Source organism: bacterium (genome assembly GCA_019637795.1).
Classification (GTDB): domain Bacteria; phylum Desulfobacterota; class Binatia; order HRBIN30; family CADEER01; genus JAHBUY01.
On record JAHBUY010000005.1, the window covers coordinates 402,672 to 418,437 of the forward strand.

General features: G+C 72.6%; 17 protein-coding genes and 1 tRNA gene. 6 read left to right on the plus strand and 12 right to left on the minus strand.

Features of this window, described 5'->3' with window-relative positions; all coding sequences use genetic code 11:
• The first annotated feature begins 16 nt into the window (after positions 1-16).
• Together KF840_18760 and KF840_18765 are read left to right on the plus strand one after the other, a co-directional pair.
• The gene (locus KF840_18760; protein ID MBX3026953.1) at positions 17-913 is read left to right on the plus strand and encodes an NAD(P)-dependent oxidoreductase; all 897 of its coding nucleotides are present in this window, start codon (positions 17-19) and stop codon (positions 911-913) included.
• A gap of 390 nt (positions 914-1,303) precedes the next feature.
• Positions 1,304-4,018: a hypothetical protein gene (locus KF840_18765; protein ID MBX3026954.1), complete on the plus strand. Its 2,715-nt coding sequence runs from the start codon at positions 1,304-1,306 to the stop codon at positions 4,016-4,018.
• 76 nt (positions 4,019-4,094) lie between these two features.
• Here the strand turns inward: KF840_18765 and KF840_18770 are convergent, their stop codons facing one another.
• Positions 4,095-4,391 carry a helix-turn-helix transcriptional regulator gene (locus KF840_18770; GenBank protein ID MBX3026955.1) on the minus strand — a complete coding sequence of 99 codons (297 nt, stop codon included), beginning with the start codon at positions 4,389-4,391 and terminating at the stop codon, positions 4,095-4,097.
• Between the two features lie 230 nt (positions 4,392-4,621).
• On the opposite strand from KF840_18770, the gene KF840_18775 reads away from it, so the two are divergent.
• The 3 genes from KF840_18775 to KF840_18785 all read left to right on the plus strand — a co-directional run bounded on the left by KF840_18775 (position 4,622) and on the right by KF840_18785 (position 8,468).
• A complete protein-coding gene (locus KF840_18775; GenBank protein MBX3026956.1) occupies positions 4,622-5,548 on the plus strand; it encodes a hypothetical protein in 927 nt (308 codons plus the stop codon).
• Positions 5,545-7,017 carry an alkaline phosphatase D family protein gene (locus KF840_18780; GenBank protein MBX3026957.1) on the plus strand — a complete coding sequence of 491 codons (1,473 nt, stop codon included), beginning with the start codon at positions 5,545-5,547 and terminating at the stop codon, positions 7,015-7,017. The genes KF840_18775 and KF840_18780 overlap by 4 nt, the downstream gene beginning before the upstream one ends.
• Before the next feature lie 113 nt (positions 7,018-7,130).
• Positions 7,131-8,468, plus strand: coding sequence for a PhoH family protein (locus KF840_18785; protein ID MBX3026958.1), 1,338 nt, complete (start codon positions 7,131-7,133; stop codon positions 8,466-8,468).
• Positions 8,469-8,479: 11 nt separating this feature from the next.
• Here KF840_18785 and KF840_18790 read toward each other — a convergent pair whose 3' ends face one another.
• Positions 8,480-9,535: a phosphotransferase family protein gene (locus KF840_18790; GenBank protein MBX3026959.1), complete on the minus strand. Its 1,056-nt coding sequence runs from the start codon at positions 9,533-9,535 to the stop codon at positions 8,480-8,482.
• Between the two features lie 141 nt (positions 9,536-9,676).
• On the opposite strand from KF840_18790, the gene KF840_18795 reads away from it, so the two are divergent.
• Positions 9,677-9,750: transfer RNA gene (locus tag KF840_18795), tRNA-Arg, on the plus strand.
• Positions 9,751-9,867: 117 nt separating this feature from the next.
• Here the strand turns inward: KF840_18795 and KF840_18800 are convergent.
• The 10 genes from KF840_18800 to KF840_18845 all read right to left on the minus strand — a co-directional run bounded on the left by KF840_18800 (position 9,868) and on the right by KF840_18845 (position 15,760).
• The gene (locus KF840_18800) at positions 9,868-10,185 is read right to left on the minus strand and encodes a hypothetical protein (GenBank protein ID MBX3026960.1); all 318 of its coding nucleotides are present in this window, start codon (positions 10,183-10,185) and stop codon (positions 9,868-9,870) included.
• Positions 10,182-10,874 carry a recombinase family protein gene (locus KF840_18805; GenBank protein MBX3026961.1) on the minus strand — a complete coding sequence of 231 codons (693 nt, stop codon included), beginning with the start codon at positions 10,872-10,874 and terminating at the stop codon, positions 10,182-10,184. The genes KF840_18800 and KF840_18805 overlap by 4 nt, the downstream gene beginning before the upstream one ends.
• Positions 10,875-11,219: 345 nt before the next feature.
• Positions 11,220-11,384, minus strand: coding sequence for a hypothetical protein (locus KF840_18810; GenBank protein MBX3026962.1), 165 nt, complete (start codon positions 11,382-11,384; stop codon positions 11,220-11,222).
• Positions 11,385-11,595: 211 nt separating this feature from the next.
• On the minus strand, positions 11,596-12,177 hold the full coding sequence (locus KF840_18815; protein ID MBX3026963.1) for a hypothetical protein: 582 nt from the start codon (positions 12,175-12,177) through the stop codon (positions 11,596-11,598).
• A gap of 71 nt (positions 12,178-12,248) precedes the next feature.
• The gene (locus KF840_18820) at positions 12,249-13,076 is read right to left on the minus strand and encodes a hypothetical protein (GenBank protein ID MBX3026964.1); all 828 of its coding nucleotides are present in this window, start codon (positions 13,074-13,076) and stop codon (positions 12,249-12,251) included.
• Positions 13,073-13,477, minus strand: a complete 405-nt coding sequence (locus KF840_18825; protein MBX3026965.1) for a hypothetical protein — start codon at positions 13,475-13,477, stop codon at positions 13,073-13,075. The genes KF840_18820 and KF840_18825 overlap by 4 nt, the downstream gene beginning before the upstream one ends.
• A 161-nt stretch (positions 13,478-13,638) precedes the next feature.
• Positions 13,639-14,745: an AAA family ATPase gene (locus KF840_18830; GenBank protein ID MBX3026966.1), complete on the minus strand. Its 1,107-nt coding sequence runs from the start codon at positions 14,743-14,745 to the stop codon at positions 13,639-13,641.
• Positions 14,746-14,768: 23 nt separating this feature from the next.
• On the minus strand, positions 14,769-14,981 hold the full coding sequence (locus KF840_18835) for a helix-turn-helix domain-containing protein (protein ID MBX3026967.1): 213 nt from the start codon (positions 14,979-14,981) through the stop codon (positions 14,769-14,771).
• Positions 14,982-15,234: 253 nt separating this feature from the next.
• The gene (locus KF840_18840; GenBank protein ID MBX3026968.1) at positions 15,235-15,501 is read right to left on the minus strand and encodes a type II toxin-antitoxin system RelE/ParE family toxin; all 267 of its coding nucleotides are present in this window, start codon (positions 15,499-15,501) and stop codon (positions 15,235-15,237) included.
• 13 nt (positions 15,502-15,514) lie between these two features.
• Positions 15,515-15,760, minus strand: coding sequence for a type II toxin-antitoxin system Phd/YefM family antitoxin (locus KF840_18845; protein ID MBX3026969.1), 246 nt, complete (start codon positions 15,758-15,760; stop codon positions 15,515-15,517).
• Positions 15,761-15,766: the final 6 nt, after the last annotated feature.

Genomic DNA, 15,766 nt, shown 5'->3' on the forward strand with positions numbered 1-15,766 from the left:
GAACGGGGAGCGGACCATGGCGCGCGTCGGAGTGATCGGGCTCGGCAACATCGGTGGAGCGATCGCCGCCAACCTGGTCGCCGACGCGCACGCGGTGACCGTCTTCGACAGCGACCCCACGCGCGGCGACCGCCTCGTCGGCGCCGGGGCGCGCAAGGCGGTCGACACCGAGGCGGTGGCGCGCGTGAGCGAGGTGACCTTCACGTCGTTGCCGACGCCGCGGGCCTTCGAGACCGTCGCCGCCGACTGGCTCACCGCCGCCGAGCCCGGCTCGGTGCTGGTCGATCTGTCGACCAACGCGCCGGCGTTGCTGCGCGCCGTCGGCGCCCGCCTCGAGGCGGCCGGCCACCATCTCGTCGAGGCGCCGCTCACCGGCGGCGCGCCCGGCGCGCAGGCGCGGACGCTGGTGTTCATGGTCGGCGGTCACGCCGACGCCGTCGCCACGGTGCAGCCGCTGCTCGCGCGCCTCGGCCGCGCGACGTTCCACGTCGGTCCGCTCGGCCTCGGCAACGTCGCCAAGCTGATCAACAGCCTGATGGCCTTCTCGGCGACCTGGGTCTCGCTCGAGGGCCTGGCCGTGGCGGCGAAAGCGGGCATCGACGTGCGGACGATGATCGACATCATCCGCAGCGGTGGCGCCGGGAACATCTTCACCGATCGCATGGTCGAGGGGATCAACGCGCGCGGCCGCGAGGCGCAGTTCTCCCTGGCGCTCGCCGCCAAGGACGCGGGACTGCTGCTCGACGTGGCGCGCGAGCACGGCGTCCCGACCCCCGCCGCGGCGCAGATCGCCCAGGCCTTCGTCGCCGCCATCGGCGCCGGCCTCGGCGACCGCGATTTCACCGACATCGTCGAGCTGATGGAGCGGATGGCCGGCATCGAGCTGCGGATCGGACCGCCGCGCGCGACCTGAGCGCGCGCCTCGCCGGCTCGCCCGCCTCCGCCGGCGCCACGCCGAGCGCAGGCCGCCGCATAGGGAATTCCCTAGTCATATGGGGGAAAGTCCCAACTAGACTGCCGTGTAGAGTGCGGTAGGGTGCTCTCGACACATCCGGCGCCCTAACGGGCGTACCCCCCGGAGCGAAAGGCCGCCCTCTGCTGCCCCAGAGGGCGGTCCCCCCGGGAGCCGCAACGATCCCGACTGCCGCAGCAATCGGGAAGCGCAATTCGCCCTAGAGAATGCCCGGCGTCCTTGCTACGAGGAGCGCACTGTCCGGAGCGGGCCGGCAGTCGATCCCGGGGGGGAGATTCAGGCGGCGACACGCGAGCCGGCGGCTGGCGCGGCGGCGCGGGAGGCGAATCGATGGTCGGTTGGGGTGGCAGAGTCCTGGTGGGGGTGCTGGCGGTGTGCGCCGTCGGACGGGCCCTGGCGTTGAGCAACCCCAACTCCTTCTGCACCGGCGACCCCTGCGTGATCAGCGCCGACAAGGCCGCCGATCCCGGCATCGTGCTCGACTTCGGCACCCGCACGGTGGTGCTGCAGAAGCAGATCACCATGTCGCCGCTGCCGGGCGGCGCGCTGAGCAGCCTGACGATCCGCTGCGGGACCTTTCGCACCACCGGCGACGGCGTCATCAAAGGCAGCCGCTCGAATGGCCCGGGCGGCACCCTCACCATCCAAGCCGTCAACGCGATTCAGCTCAATGGCACGACCACCGCCGGCGATATCCGCCTCACCGGCCAGGACGGCGGCACGCTGACCCTGACGACCGGCATCGGCTCCATCTCCGGCAGCGGCCGCATCAACGTCGCCGCCGACGGCATCATCGCCTCCGCCGGGACGGTGACCATGACCTCGGCCGCCGACGTCGCGTACAGCGGCACCATCTCGCTCTCGGGCGGCAGCCAGGGCGCCGGCGGCACGCTCGTCATCCAGGCCCCGGGGAACGTCATCCTGAGCGGCTCCCTCGTCCTCACCGGCGGCCAGTCCGGCGGCGGCTACCTCGACGTCACCGCCGCCGGCGCGTTGACCATCAACAACCTCAACCTGTCCGGCAGCAGCGAGTACGGCGACGCGGGCCTGGCCACCATCGACGGCGGCACCGTCACCATCGGCACCCTGACGGGCCTGGGCGGCAGCAGCGGCGGCAACTGCGGCGACGCCGCCGACATCGACATCTTCGCCACCGGCGACGTCCTGCTGAACGGCCCCATCGACATGCGCGGCCGCGGCCTCGACTGCTCCGGCGGCTTCCTCGACATCGACGCCCGGCGGGTCTTCTTCAACAATTCACTGCGGATGAGCGGCGACGGCACGGACGGCGACGGCGGCGATCTCGACGTGTCGGCGCGCACCCTGATCCAGGTCGCCAGCAACGCGGTGATCGACCTCCAGGGTGGCACCGGCGGCGCCGGCGATCTGGTGCTGCAGTCGGACGGCGACATCGTCGTCGCCGGCCAACTGCGGGCGAACGGGCGCACCACCACCTCGCCGGGCGCCACCCTGCTGGAGCTCAACGCCACGGGCAGCCTGACGGTGTCTGGAACCGTCACCGCGAGCGGCGGCAGCGCCCTGGTCGACGGCGGCGGCGATCTCGGTCTGATCGGCTGCAAGGTCGACACCGCGAGCACCGCGCGGGTGACCGCCACCGGCAACGCCGGCGACATCCGCGTCGAAGCGCACGACAAGCTGACCCTGCGCGGCGTCTTCCAGGCCGGCTCGGGCGGGATCAGCGTCCGCTACGGCACGCGCGCCGCGCCGCCGACCATCGCCGCCAGCTTCTCGCCGGCGACCACGCCGGTGCTCGATCCGCTGCTGGCGCCCTGCCGGGTCTGCGAATCCAACGCCGATTGCAACGACGGCAACAGTTGCACCACCGACACCTGCTCGGCCGACGGCCTGGAATGCCTCTATGCCGTGATCCAGGGCGCCTGCTCCGACGGCAACGCCTGCACCGTCGGCGACGTCTGCGTCGCCGGCGTCTGCGTCGGCGGCGCGGCCGCCAACTGCGACGACAACAGCCCCTGCACGCTCGACACCTGCCTCCCGGCGAGCGGCTGCCTCCACGTCCCGGTCACCGCCGCCTGCGACGACGGCAACACCTGCACCAGCAACGACCGCTGCGTCGCCGGCGTCTGCGTCGGCACGGCGGCGAACTGCAACGACTACAACGTCTGCACCGACGACACCTGCAGCGACGAGGGCGGCTGCCTCCACACCAACAACTTCAACGCCTGCAACGACAACAACCCGTGCACGGTGAACGACGGCTGTCTGAACGGGGTGTGCAGCGGCGTCCCCGCCGTCTGCAACGACAACGATCCCTGCACCATCGACACCTGCGCCCAGTCCGCCGGCTGCCAGTTCGTTCCCATTCCGGGCTGCGCCGACACCGATCACGACGGCAAGATCGACGACGTCGACGAGTGCACGACCATCGCCTGGACCTCGCCGCCGACCACGCCGCCGGATCAGTTCCCGGCCAAGTTCGGCTTCCTCGCCACCAAGCTCTCGGCCCACGACGGCGCGCAGGGCATGCTGATCAAGGGCCTCTTCAACGTCCCGCCGGCGGCGCTGCCGATCGATCCGGCGAGCAACGGCGTGCACCTCTACGCCGCCGACGCGAGCGGGCCGATCTTCGACCTCAGCGTGCCCGGCGGCGCCGGCTGCATCGCCGGCGACGGCTGGACCAGCGGCGGCTCGCCGGCGGCCACGATCTGGAAGTATCGCAACCGCAGCGATGCGCTGCCGCCCGCCTGCGCGCCCGGCTCGGCCCAGGGGGTGAGCTCGGTGCAGATCAAGGACGGGCGGCAGTCCAGCAAGCGGGCGCTGCAGTTCAAGGTGAAGGCGAAGAGCGCCACCCTCCTGCGCGATCCCGACCTGCCGCTCACCCGCATTCAGGTCGACGTCGCGCTCGGCGCGCAGCCGGCGCCGGGTGTGGCCAGCGCCCAGGCGCGCGCCGGTCAGTGCGCCGAGGCCCTGTTCACCGGCAATCCGATTGCCACCTCGCCCAAGCCCTCGTGCAAGACCAAGCTGAAGGGCAGCGTCCTCGACGGCGCCAACTGCAAGGGGCCGTAGGAGCGGCCGGCGGCGGGGGCGAGCGGCGCCCCCGCGTCACGCCCGGCCGCATCGGGGGCGTCGCGGTTCGGGGGGTCTAGTTCGAGCGCGACGCCGACTTGAGGTCGAGCGCCACGTTGTGCGAGCGGGCGAAGTCCAGGATCAGCGTGCGCGCCAGCCGGCTCGGACGGAAGCGTCCCTTCTCCCAGCGGCTGACGGTGCCGACGGTGATGCCGAGGGCGTGCGCCAGCTCCTCCTGGGTCAGCCCCACCTGCCGTCGCAGGTAGCGGATCACGCCACCCTGCGCCTCGACCTCGGCGTGCGAGGGCGGGGGCACGGTGTCGGGCGCGGCCGGCCGCGATTCGACGGTGGTCGTACGAGTCTCGTCAGTCATGTGCTTCACCTCGCGTGCGTCCTTCTTCGCTCAGCAAAGGCAAGATGCATGCCGATTCGCCCACCACTCCGATGGGGAACATGCACAGCCAGGTTCCCCGGTTTCTGCGCCGGCAGGCGCCCCGCGGCCCCGTCGCCAATCCCGCGGAATGAAGGAATGCGTCAGCTTTTCGACTGCCGCGTTCCGCCCCCTTGAGACCGGCCCCGTCGGCCGGCTAAAGGCGGCAGGCCGTGCGCACCGGGGAATCGACAGGTCCTGACATCCGCCTCGTCGCGGCCGCGCTCGTCCTCGCCGGCTGCACCGCGCACATGTCGCCGACCCCGCCCCGTTCGCCCGGCGAGGTGGCGGTGATCAACGTCGGATCCACGGTCGTCCGCGAGATCGACGGCCAGCACCGCCGCGGCGGCGCCTTCGATGTCTCGGCCTTCGAGGTCGCCCCGGGTCCGCACCACCTGACGCTGGTCTTCGAGCTGCCGGCGCGCGCGCTGGGGTTGAAGTCGCTCCCCGCCCAGGCCGGCACCGGCGTCTGCGAGCTGACGTTCGAGGCCCAGGCCGGGCGGCAGTACTATCTGCTCGCCCGGCCCCTGGGCGACTTCAACAGCCCGCGCTGGTCGGGCGCCTGGGAGGCGTGGATCCGCGATCCGGCCATCGCCGCCGACGACGACGCCATCGCCCGCTGCCAGGGCACCGCCCCAGCGGCGACGCCGACGCCACTGATCGCCGGCGCCGCGCCTGCCGCCGCCGCGCCCGCGGCAGGCGCGGCAGAGGCGGTGACCGCCGGTGGGACGCCGGTCGCCACGGCGGCCTTGACCCCGACTCCCCTGCCTCTGCCGGCGGCGCGCCCGCTGCGCGTCGGCGCCTGGCGGCTCCCCGAGCTGGCCGACGCCGCCGTGGCCGACGTGGCCGCAGCCGCGGCGGCGATCGGCGCCGACTTCGACGTCCTGGCCATCAGCCCGGCCCTCGCTCCCGAGCCGCTGCTGTCGGCGCTGGGCGGCGCCTGGGCGGCGGTCGCCAGCGGCGGCGAGACGGTCTTCTATCGCCGCGATCTGGTGCGGCCGTGCGGCCGAGCGGCGGCGGAGCCGTGCCTGGAGGCGATCGGCGCGCCGGAGGGCGCGCCGCTGCTGTTGCGCCTGCCGCCCGCGGCGGTGCGGCGATGACCACCCGGTTGCGCCCGATGCTGGCGCTCGCCGCGCTGCTCGCCGCCTGCGGCGGCCTGCGCGGCGGCGTCTCGCCCACGCCGCCGACGCTCACCCACGGAATGGCGGTCGGCGAGGTCTCCGACACCAGCGCCATCGTCTGGGGCCGCTGCGACCGCGCCGGGTCCCTCCACGTTCGCCTCGACGGCGAGCGGCAGGCGGAGGTGGCGGTCGACGCCGAGCGCGACTACACGGGCCGCATCGCGCTCGCCGACCTGACCCCGAACACGCGCTACGCCTATCGCGCCTGGTGCAGCGCCGACGGCGACAACGCGCGCGGCGACCGCGACGGCGCCGACGGCCACTTCACCACCGCGCCGGCGCCCGACGCGGCGCGGCCGCTGCGCATCCTGTGGAGCGGCGACCTCGGCGGCCAGAACGTCTGCCGCGACGCGACCCGCGGCTACCCGATCTTCCCGGTGATGGCGGCGCGCCAGGCGGATCTCTTCATCGCCCTCGGCGACATGATCTACGGCGACGACGCCTGCCACCCGACCGGCCGCTACGGCAACGCGCAGATTCCGGGTCCGCCGCCGGCGCGCGATCGCGCCGGCTACTGGGCGCACTGGCGCTACAACCGCGCCGATCCCGGCCAGCAGGCCCTGCTCGCCGGCACGCCGATGGCGGCGGTATGGGACGATCACGAGATCGTCAACGATGCCGGTCCGGCGCACGATTCGCCGCCCGGCGAACCCGACGTCCATCTGCTGGCGCCGGCGCTGGCGGCATTCCTCGACTATCAGCCGCTGCAACCGCCGGCCGCCGATCCCACCCGGCTCTACCGCAGCCAGCGCTGGGGCAAGCACGTCGAGATCTTCCTCCTCGACACCCGCCAGTACCGCGACCCGAACGGCGCGCCCGACGATCCCGCGGCGCCGAAGAGCCTGCTCGGCCCGCAGCAGCGCCGCTGGCTGGAGGAGGCGATCGGCGCCTCGACCGCGACCTGGAAGATCATCGTCGCCAGCGTGCCGCTCGCCATCCCCACCAACGGCGACGGCTTCGCCTCCGGCGACACCGACCGCGGCTTCGAACACGAGGCGGCGGAGCTGTTCGCGGTGCTGCACCAGCGGGGCGTCCGCAACCCGCTCTGGATCACCACCGACGTCCACTTCGCCACCGGCTTCGTCTACCGGCCGATCGCCGACGACCCGCAGTGGGAGTCGCGCGAGCTGATCACCGGCCCGCTCAACGCCGGCGTCTTCCCGCAGCAGGCGCTCGACCCCACCTTCCGCCCCGAGCGCCTCTTCTTCTACGCGCCGCCGAGCGCGGACGGCATCCCCTCGTTCGACGATGCCGTCCGCTGGTTCAACTTCGGCGTCATCGAAGTCCTCGCCAGCGGCCGCCTCTCGGTCAGCATCGTCAACGGCGAGGGCCAGACGGTGTACCGGATGACGCTGAAGCCGCAGTCGGCCGGCGCGCCGAGCCGCTGAGCGCCGCGCCGGCGAGCGGGCGGACGGCGCCCCGCATCGCGGGCGCGCGGGCTCGGGTTTTTTGTTGTGAGCCGCCCGCCGCGTGCCGTATAGGAGGGAGCAGTGGAGGGGTGATGGCGGTGGCGGAAGCGCGCAAGACGTTCGTCCTCGACACGAATGTCATCCTGCACGACAGCTCGTGTCTGACCCAGTTCAAGCAGCACGGGATCGTCATTCCGATCACCGTCCTCGAGGAGCTGGACCAGTTCAAGAAGGGCAGCCAGTCGATCAACTACCACGCCCGCGAATTCCTGCGCTCGCTCGATGCGCTCGGCGGCGAGGCGATCTTCGAGCGCGGCGTGGCGATCGGCCCCGGCCACGGCACGGTGCGCATCCAGCTCGAGCGCGAGCTCCATCCCGACCTCGCGTTCAACTTCTCGCGCAGCAAGCCCGACGACCTGATCCTCAACTGCGCCTACACGCTGGCGCGCGAGAACACGCGCCGCCGCGTCGTGCTGGTGTCGAAGGACGTCAACCTGCGCCTGAAGGCGAAGGCCGTCGGCCTGATGAGCGACGACTACCTGACCGACCACGTCAAGGATCTCGCCACCCTGTACACCGGCAAGCGGGAGGTCAGCGACCTCGACGCGACGGTCATCGACGACCTCTACGCGGGCGGCGCCGTGCCCCCCGAGCACCTGGCGCTGCGGACGCCGCTGATCGCCAACGAGAGCCTCATCCTGCGCAATCACCAGAAGTCGGCGCTGGCGCGCTTCGATCCCACCGACGGGGTGGTGCGGCGGGTCAACAAGGCGCCGGTGTTCGGCATCTCGCCGCGCAACGCCGAACAGACCTTCGCCCTCAGCGTGCTCTGCGACCCGGAGATCCCGCTCGTCAGCCTCACCGGCACCGCCGGCACCGGCAAGACGCTGCTGGCGCTGGCGGCGGCGCTGGAGCAGCGGCGGCTGTACCGGCAGATCTTCCTCGCCCGCCCCATCGTCCCGCTCAGCAACAAGGACATCGGCTACCTGCCGGGCGAGGTGAAGGCCAAGCTCGACCCCTACATGCAGCCGATCTACGACAACCTGGCGGTCATCATGGGGCAGAACGGCAACGGCGACGGCAAACCCGCGAGCCAGCAGATCCAGCAGATGCTCGACGACGAGAAGCTCACCGTCTCCGCCCTCCCCTACATTCGCGGCCGCAGCCTCAACCGCATCTACTTCATCGTCGACGAGGCGCAGAACCTGACCCCGCACGAAGTGAAGACGATCATCACCCGCGCCGGCGAGGGGACCAAGATCGTGTTCACCGGCGACGTCTTCCAGATCGACCACCCCTATCTCGACGCGCAGTCGAACGGCCTCAGCTATCTGATCGAGAAGATGCAGGGGCAGCGTCTCTACGCCCACGTCAATCTCGAGAAGGGCGAGCGCTCGAAGCTCGCGCACCTGGCGAGCGAGCTGCTCTGACGGCGCGCCGATCAGCGCGCCATCAGCTCCTGGGCGCGCGCGAAGAGGCCGAGGGTGATGGCGTGCAGGAGATCGCCGGTCGCCTTCGGCGCCTTGCCGGCGCAGGCGCGGGCGTGCGTGCCCTCGAGCACGATGCCGAGCTTGAAGCAGGCCATGACGGCGTACCACTGGATGGCCGAGAGGTCGCGCCGCGAGCCGCGCGCATAGCGCGCCACCACCTCGTCGGTGGTCGGCAGCGCCCCGCCCTCGGCCAGCGCCGCCGCCGGGCTCGCGAACCCCTCGCTCGGCCAGGTGGCGATCAGCCAGCCGAGGTCGAGCAGCGGATCGCCGATGGTGCACATCTCCCAGTCGACGATCGCCGCCAGGCGCGGCCCGTCGAGCGCGAACATGAGGTTGGCGAAGTGATAGTCGCCGTGCATGATCCCCGGCGTCCAGCTCGTCGGTCGCTGGCGATCCAGCCAGGCGGCGACGGCATCGAGACCGGGAATCTGCGGCCCGGGATAGCCGCCGTAGCGGCCGTACGACTCCAGCTCCTTCATCCAGCGGCCGACCTGGCGCTCCAGGAACCCCTCCGGCTTGCCGAAGTCGGCGAGCCCGACGGCGACATGGTCGACGCGCCCGAGACTGGCCAGCGCGTCGGCGGCCGCGAACCCCATGGCGCGCCGGATCGCCGGGTCGCCGGCGTGCAGCGGCGGCAGGCCGGTGGAGGGATTGAACCCCTCGACGGGCGCCATGAGGTAGAAGACGGCGCCGCCCATCACGGTCTCGTCGGTGCAGCCGGCGATGAAGCGCGGGTGCGGCACGTCGGTGCCGGCGAGCGCCGTCAGCACCCGTTGCTCGCGCCGCAGGACCTCGTTGCTCGCCGGCCGGAGGTGTTGCGGCCCGCGCCGCAGCACGTAGTCGCCGCCGCCGCGCGTGAAACGCACCAGCACGTTCTGCGTCCCGCCGGCGAGCACCCGCACGTCGCCGATCGCGCCCGCCGGCAATCCCCGTTCGTCCATCCAGCGGTCGAGGACGGTGAAATCCACCAGCTCGCGATCGAGGCCGTGATTGTCGTCGTGCGCCATGCGCGCTCCGCCCTAGTGGCGCGGCGGGCGAAAAGCAACGCGCGCCGATGCGCCGGCGACGGCCAACGCGCCGCGCGTCCACCCCTGCCTTGCGACGCAAAAACTCGCGTGGTACACGGCCAAGTCCTACCGAACCCGCACGCGCCCATAGCTCAGTTGGATAGAGCGTCTGACTACGAATCAGAAGGTCGCATGTTCGAATCATGCTGGGCGCGCTCTTGGGAGCCCTTGCGGCGCAAGGGCTCCCGGCCTTTCCGCGGGCTGGGGCTCAGCGCCGACGGATTGCCTGGGTAAGCACTAGGTAAGCACCCGGCGCCGTTTCGCGGCCCTCGTCAGGCACCGCTCGCGTAGATCGTGACCACCTCAGGCAACGGCCCGCCGCTGGCGGGGGTGATGACGGCGCGGAAGGCATAGCGCCCGCCGCGCGCACGCACGATGATGCCGGCGCCGCTGTGCGAGGGGCGCGGCGCCCGCCCGCGGGCGACCAGCTCGTCGCGAATGGCGGCGCGCGCCTCCTCAAGACTCAGGCCGGGCGCGATGCGGGCACAGAACTGGCGCGCCGCGTGCTCGGTCACGTGCACGCCCCGTTGCCGAGCGAGCGCCCAGAGCGCCGCCGCCTCGCGGTCGGGCAGCGCGCCGCGCTCCTTCATGCCGCCTGCCCCGACCGCCGGCGCTGCGCGATGCCGCGCACCGTCTCGGCCGCCCACGGCCGCCCGGTGCGGGTCGGCACGCCCTCGGCGTTCAGGCGGTCCGCGATGGCCTGGAAGCTGAGGCGCTCGCCGCCCTTCGGCTTGCGTCGCAGCTTGAGGATGTAGGCGACCACCTCGGCCTCGCCCGGCTTCGCGCCGAACGGCTTGCGGCCCTCGCAGCGGCCTTCAGCGCGGCGCTTGCGGACGCGCGCGGCTTTGAGTTTCGAGACGATGACGGCCTTCTCAAACTGTGCCACGGCGCCGAGCACCTGGCGAATCAACGTGCGGGTCGGGTCATCGTCGCCGGCGGTCAGCTCGGTACCGCTGTCGGCCGCGATCACCTTGACGCCAAGGTCCCGGAACTGGCCAAGGATGACTTCGCCGACCAGCAGGTCGCGCGCCACGCGGTCGGCGCGCTCGACGATAACCACGCGCACGCCGTTGGAGCGGATGCGCGCCAGCAGCTCGGAGAGCCCTTCGCGGTCCTCCAGCTCTTTCGCGCCGCTCACGCCCTCGTCGCGGTACTCGCCGACCAGCTCGAAGCCCGCGGCCCGGGCGTAGCGCACGACCGCCTCGCGCTGGCGCGGGAAGCCGTCGCCGTCCACCTGCCCCTTGCCCGAAACCCTCAGGTACGCCACCGCCTTTGCCATCGTCGCTCCCATGCGATTCGCTGCGATTCCCCTTCTGTATACGAGCGAATCCTGGGAGTGTCAACAGTGATTCTGTAGAATTATTGCCCCTCGTCGAGCGCTGCAGATGTCGCCGGCCGCCCTGCGACGCTGCGACAGTGCGACCGCTCGCCGGCGCCGGGTTGCGCCCGGCTGCTCGCGGCTACCGCCGCCAGTCCGCGCCGCAGCGTGGGCACTGCGCGGCGATCGGTTCTCGGAACGGCTGCTGTAGCGTCAGTCCACAACGCCGGCACTGCAGCTCGACGCAGCCACCGCGCACGGTCAGCGCCAGGGCGCCTCCATGGGCGGCCACGCGATCGGGCAGTGTCATGGGCGGCCACGCCTGGCGGTCGCCCGCAGCGCCTCCACGTCGACGCCAGGCGCCGGAGGCATGCCGCGCCGGAAGTAGCCGAGCAGCGCCCTCGCCGCCTGCCGCTGCACCACGGCCGCCGCGCTGTATTCGCCGTGCTTCCAGGCATTCTGGTTTCCCAACGGGGCGCCGCTACCGTGCGCGCCGCCGTGCATCCGGCAGCGCCCCCGGCCGCGCACCCGCGGTGCTCGGCATGGCGTCCCCGTCCGCGTCTGCGCTTCGCAGCGTGGCGCCGTCGACGGGTCGCCAGTGGGATTGCCGTGGCGCAGCCAGCCGCGCCGTCTGTGGGATGGCGGTGTGTGGGGCCGCGGTCGCGGTGCATGGGGTTGTTCGTCAGCCTTGCTCGTCATCCCCCCGCCCCCTCGGCGCCACGTTGCCGACGACGGCTTGCCCGCCGGCCTGCACCGTGACGTGCTCGACGCGCACCGTCTGCTGTCCCGTCTGCCCGCGCAGCCGCGCGAGCGCCTCCAACTGCCGCGTGTAGACGTTCATCAGCTTCGCCGACAGGTTGCTGTACGTCGCCAGGAAGTCGACGCGGTCCGTCTTGAGCGCCCGGCGCGCCATCGACAGCGCCAGGTTGTGGGCGGCGACCATTTGCACCGCTAGCATTCCCTCGGCTTCGTCGCGCGGCCCGATACCGGCGAGCAGTGCCATGGCGGTGTTGCACTTGTCGGCGAGCGCCGCGCTTTCGGTCGCCAGCGCCGCTTGGCCCATCAGCCACTCGGCCGCCGCTTCCTCGCTGGCGCCGACCGTCCGCGCGACACGCGCGACGAACAGTGCCGAGCCGGAATCGTCCGCCGGCGACACCGCCTCGCTGCCGTCGGCCTTCTTGGCGGCCTTGAAACGCGGCGGGCGCGGTCGGCTCGCCTGGCGCGCCGCGAAGGCCTGCACCTCGGCGCGCTCGGCGTCGGTCAAGGGCGGCGGGCACGCTGAGGGGACCGCGGGCGCCAGGTCGGCGCGTCGCGCGCGCTGCCGCCGTCGAGCGCTCACCGCCGCGCTCCAGCGCCGCGTAGCATCGCCGTCCGCGGTCCGTGGCTGCTCCGCTCGCAGCAGACACGTAGGGCGCCGTCCGGGAATGCGATGGCGTACGGTCCGCCGCCGTCGTGCTCCTCGCCCGTCCACGGGCAGCGCCGCAGCGTGTAGACCGTGCCGCCGTGGATGCTCGGCCGCTCGCGCACAGTATCGCACCGGGCGAGCACCTCGCTCGCCGTCTCGCCGAGCGGGCGCGGCGGTCCCGTGTACGCTGGCGCTGGCCGCGGCGGGCGCAGCACCGCGGCCAGCGTGCAGGCAGCGGCGGTGCAGTCGGCGAGCGGGCGCAGCTCGCCGAGCGGCGCCCCGGTGAGCGCGAAGAACCGCCGCCCGGCGTACAGCTCGACGCCGCGCTCGTCATCCTTCGCCGAGACGCGGAATGCCGGGCCGGCGAGGAAGTATGCCTTGCAGCCCGTCCCTGACGGCGAGCGCTCGACATAGGTCGGGAAGTAGCCGAGCAGACGGCGCGCCAGGTCAGACAACGTGCCGTCCTCGGCGCGGCAGCGGTCGAGGTCGAGCCCACCCACGCCCCAGCCGAGCGCGACGCCGAGCCCGTAGCCGCAGCGCTGCGCGAGCGGCGCGGCGCGCTCGAAGTCGAGCCACCGCCGCTCGTCGTGCCCCGTGACTGGGTAGCCGGCCGGCGCGCACGGCGACTTGACCGGTTTGCCGCCCGGCTTGCGCGGCGGGAACGTGCGCCAGAGCAGATAGCGGCGCCCGAGCGCCGGGAGCCCAGCCCGGGCGAGCGCCTCCGCGTCGAAGTCGAGCGCGACCGTCGGCGCCGTCACTGGAGCACCCGCGCCGTCGGCCACGTCCGCTTGACCAGGCCGAGCGCCCGCAGCCCCTCGGCGTCGAGGCGGTGCAGGTACGGCAGCTCGGCGAAGCGCACAACCGGCAGGCCGCTGCGCTCGACGTCGGGATGCTCGGCGAGCACGTCATCGCCGGCGATCAGCCACAGCTCGCCCCAGCAGGTGCCGCGCAGCAGTACGGCGGCGACGGTGCCGTCAGTTATCGGCTCGGCGCGCAGCGCGGCGAGCAACTCCGCCTTGTAGCGAGCGAGGGCCTCGCGCGTCTGCTCATCCAGCGCCCCGCGCGGCGCGCGGTAGTGCAATTGGCCAGCGTCGTCGACGTGCAGCCGGACGCCGCGGCGGGTGAGCACGTCGAGCAGCTCAGTAGCCGTGCGGTCCATCGGTCCTCCGTTTAGGTGACCAACTCACCTTGGTCAGCTTAATCGTGGTCATCTTAATCGCGCCTCAAAGACATGATGCGTCGTGCACTTACGGGTGCCTGCCGGTGAAATCATCGTTAAGGCGTCCAAGCGTGCGCGCTCGGCCGCCTAATCGCCGCGCCCTAGGCGATCACGCCTGTCTCTTCGTCGGCGTCGGCGACGGCGCAGCCGGGCAGCGCCATCACCCACTCGCCGCCGCCACGGCGGCCGGGCAGGCCGGTGCGCCGCGACTGCACGCCGAGCACGCTGCGCGCCCGCCGCAGCGTGCGGGCGCTGATACCGGCGCCGCCCGCCTCGCGCTCGACGGCGCGCGATACCGCTTGCCCCTCGGCCAGCCGCTCTCTCAGCCAGTCGACGGCCTCGGCCAGCTCGCTGCGCTGGTCGGCGTCCGGCGCCGCAGCGAGCAGCGCGTCGGCGGTCAGGTCGCTCGGTCCCGTCCAGCGCACGCGCCCCACGTCAGCACAGCGCCCGTCGCTGAGCGGCACGCGTACCGACTCGATGGCGTATCCGAGCGTCGGCGCGTGCGGACCGACAGAGAGCTTGATGTGGGCGAGCGCGCGCTGGTCCGCGTCGCTCGGGTCGACACCGGCCAGCAGGACGCTGCGCGCGACGCCGGCGAGGTCGACGCTGCCGAGCCCGCGGTACAGCGCGCGGTCCGTCCCCGACTTGCGCAGGTGGCGGACGATGACCACCGCGCAGCCGTGCCGCTCGGCCAGCGCGCCGATACGGCGCAGCACCGGGCGCGTCTGCTCGCCGCGGTGCATGTCGACACCGGCGCCGAGATAGGCGGTCAGGGGATCGACGACCAGCAGCACCGCGCCGGTGCGCTCCAGCGCGTCAGCGAGGATGTCGGCATCCTGCATGGTCACGCCGCCGTGCGCCTCGGCGTCGAGGGTGTAGACGCGCGCGCAGTCGGCGCCCGCTGCATCGAGGCGCGGGCGGATGGTCTGCGCCAGCGCGTCCTCCGCCGTGAGGTAGAGCACCGCGCCCGGCTCGCCTCCCGCTGCGCCGCAGGGCCACGCCGCGCCCGTGCTCACGCGTGCAGCGAGGTCGAGCGCGATCGTCGTCTTGCCCGCAGCCGGGTCGCCATCAACGAACGTCACCATGCCGCGCGGGATGCGTCCCGGCCAGAGCCAGTCCACCGGTGCCGGCGCTACGTCGGCCAGGCGCAGTAGCGCAGCGCAGCGCCGCGGGGGCGTGCCGAGCGCCTCGGCCATGTCGGCCGCCATCGCGTCTGCAGTCGCCGCGCCGATCATCGCGACACCTCGCCGCCGCTGTCGCTGGTAGACGTGCGGCGCTGCGCGTCGAGCCACGCGCGCACCTCGGCCGGCTCGTACCGCACCGCGCCGCCGATGCGCACGTACGGCGGGCCTCCGCCGCGCCACCGCCACCCCTGCAGCGTCCGTCGGCTCACGCCGAGCAGCGCCGCTACCTCCGACTCGCGCATCATGCGCTCGCCTACCATGACCGCCCCTTTCGCGACCGTGTCAGGTCGCAGCTCTGGGTGATGGGCACACCACGAGCACTGCGCTCGCGCGTGCGCGACTCATCCTGCGCGGCGGCTGTCTCTCCGCCGCGCCCGGTCAGTCTGAGCTAATGGGGCCGCCGCGTGCGCGGCGGAACGATGATGCGCGCCGCCCATATCACATCGACCCGGACGCGCCTAGAGTGCCGCACTGCGACGCGGCTGGACGCTGGGGGCGGGGCGGCGGCGCTGCTCAGCGATACACCTCGCGGCGATGCGCAACGCGCACCACGAGCACCACGAGCATTTGATCCTCTACGCTGTACACCACGCGATACTCGCCCACCCGCAGGCGGTAGAGGTCGACGCCGGCAGGCGTGCGGAGCTTCTTGCAGCCGGCGGGGCGCGGCGTCTCGGCCAGCGTTTCAATGGCGGCGACAACGCGCCGCTGCGCGGGCCGCGGCAGGGCTTCGATTGCCTTGCGCGCGATGGCGCGAATCTCGACCCGATAGGCGGCCACCGCGGGCCCTGCCCTACAGGCCGAGCCGCGCTTTCAATTCCGCGAGCGATACTGTGCCGTCGGAGTCGGCGAGCGCCGCCATGGCGGCGGCGACATCTTCGGCATCTTCGAGCGCTTCGAGAGCGGCCAAGTCGGCCAGTGGCACCAGCGCGGCCACGGCTTTCCCACCCGACTCGACCAGCACGCGCTCGCCCTTCTCGACGCGGTCGAGGCTGGCGGTCAGTTGCTCCGGGTCGTGGATGGCGCGCAGCCGCGTCATGGCGTC

Excerpts from the sequence above, each read along its gene's own strand:
- KF840_18760 (MBX3026953.1), top strand. The coding sequence starts at position 17 with ATGGCGCGCGTCGGAGTGATCGGGCTCGGCAACATCGGTGGAGCGATC.
- KF840_18765 (MBX3026954.1), top strand. The coding sequence starts at position 1,304 with ATGGTCGGTTGGGGTGGCAGAGTCCTGGTGGGGGTGCTGGCGGTGTGC.
- KF840_18770 (MBX3026955.1), bottom strand. The coding sequence starts at position 4,391 with ATGACTGACGAGACTCGTACGACCACCGTCGAATCGCGGCCGGCCGCG.
- KF840_18780 (MBX3026957.1), top strand. The coding sequence starts at position 5,545 with ATGACCACCCGGTTGCGCCCGATGCTGGCGCTCGCCGCGCTGCTCGCC.
- KF840_18785 (MBX3026958.1), top strand. The coding sequence starts at position 7,131 with ATGGCGGTGGCGGAAGCGCGCAAGACGTTCGTCCTCGACACGAATGTC.
- KF840_18790 (MBX3026959.1), bottom strand. The coding sequence starts at position 9,535 with ATGGCGCACGACGACAATCACGGCCTCGATCGCGAGCTGGTGGATTTC.
- KF840_18800 (MBX3026960.1), bottom strand. The coding sequence starts at position 10,185 with ATGAAGGAGCGCGGCGCGCTGCCCGACCGCGAGGCGGCGGCGCTCTGG.
- KF840_18805 (MBX3026961.1), bottom strand. The coding sequence starts at position 10,874 with ATGGCAAAGGCGGTGGCGTACCTGAGGGTTTCGGGCAAGGGGCAGGTG.
- KF840_18825 (MBX3026965.1), bottom strand. The coding sequence starts at position 13,477 with ATGGACCGCACGGCTACTGAGCTGCTCGACGTGCTCACCCGCCGCGGC.
- KF840_18830 (MBX3026966.1), bottom strand. The coding sequence starts at position 14,745 with ATGGCGGCCGACATGGCCGAGGCGCTCGGCACGCCCCCGCGGCGCTGC.
- KF840_18835 (MBX3026967.1), bottom strand. The coding sequence starts at position 14,981 with ATGGTAGGCGAGCGCATGATGCGCGAGTCGGAGGTAGCGGCGCTGCTC.
- KF840_18845 (MBX3026969.1), bottom strand. The coding sequence starts at position 15,760 with ATGACGCGGCTGCGCGCCATCCACGACCCGGAGCAACTGACCGCCAGC.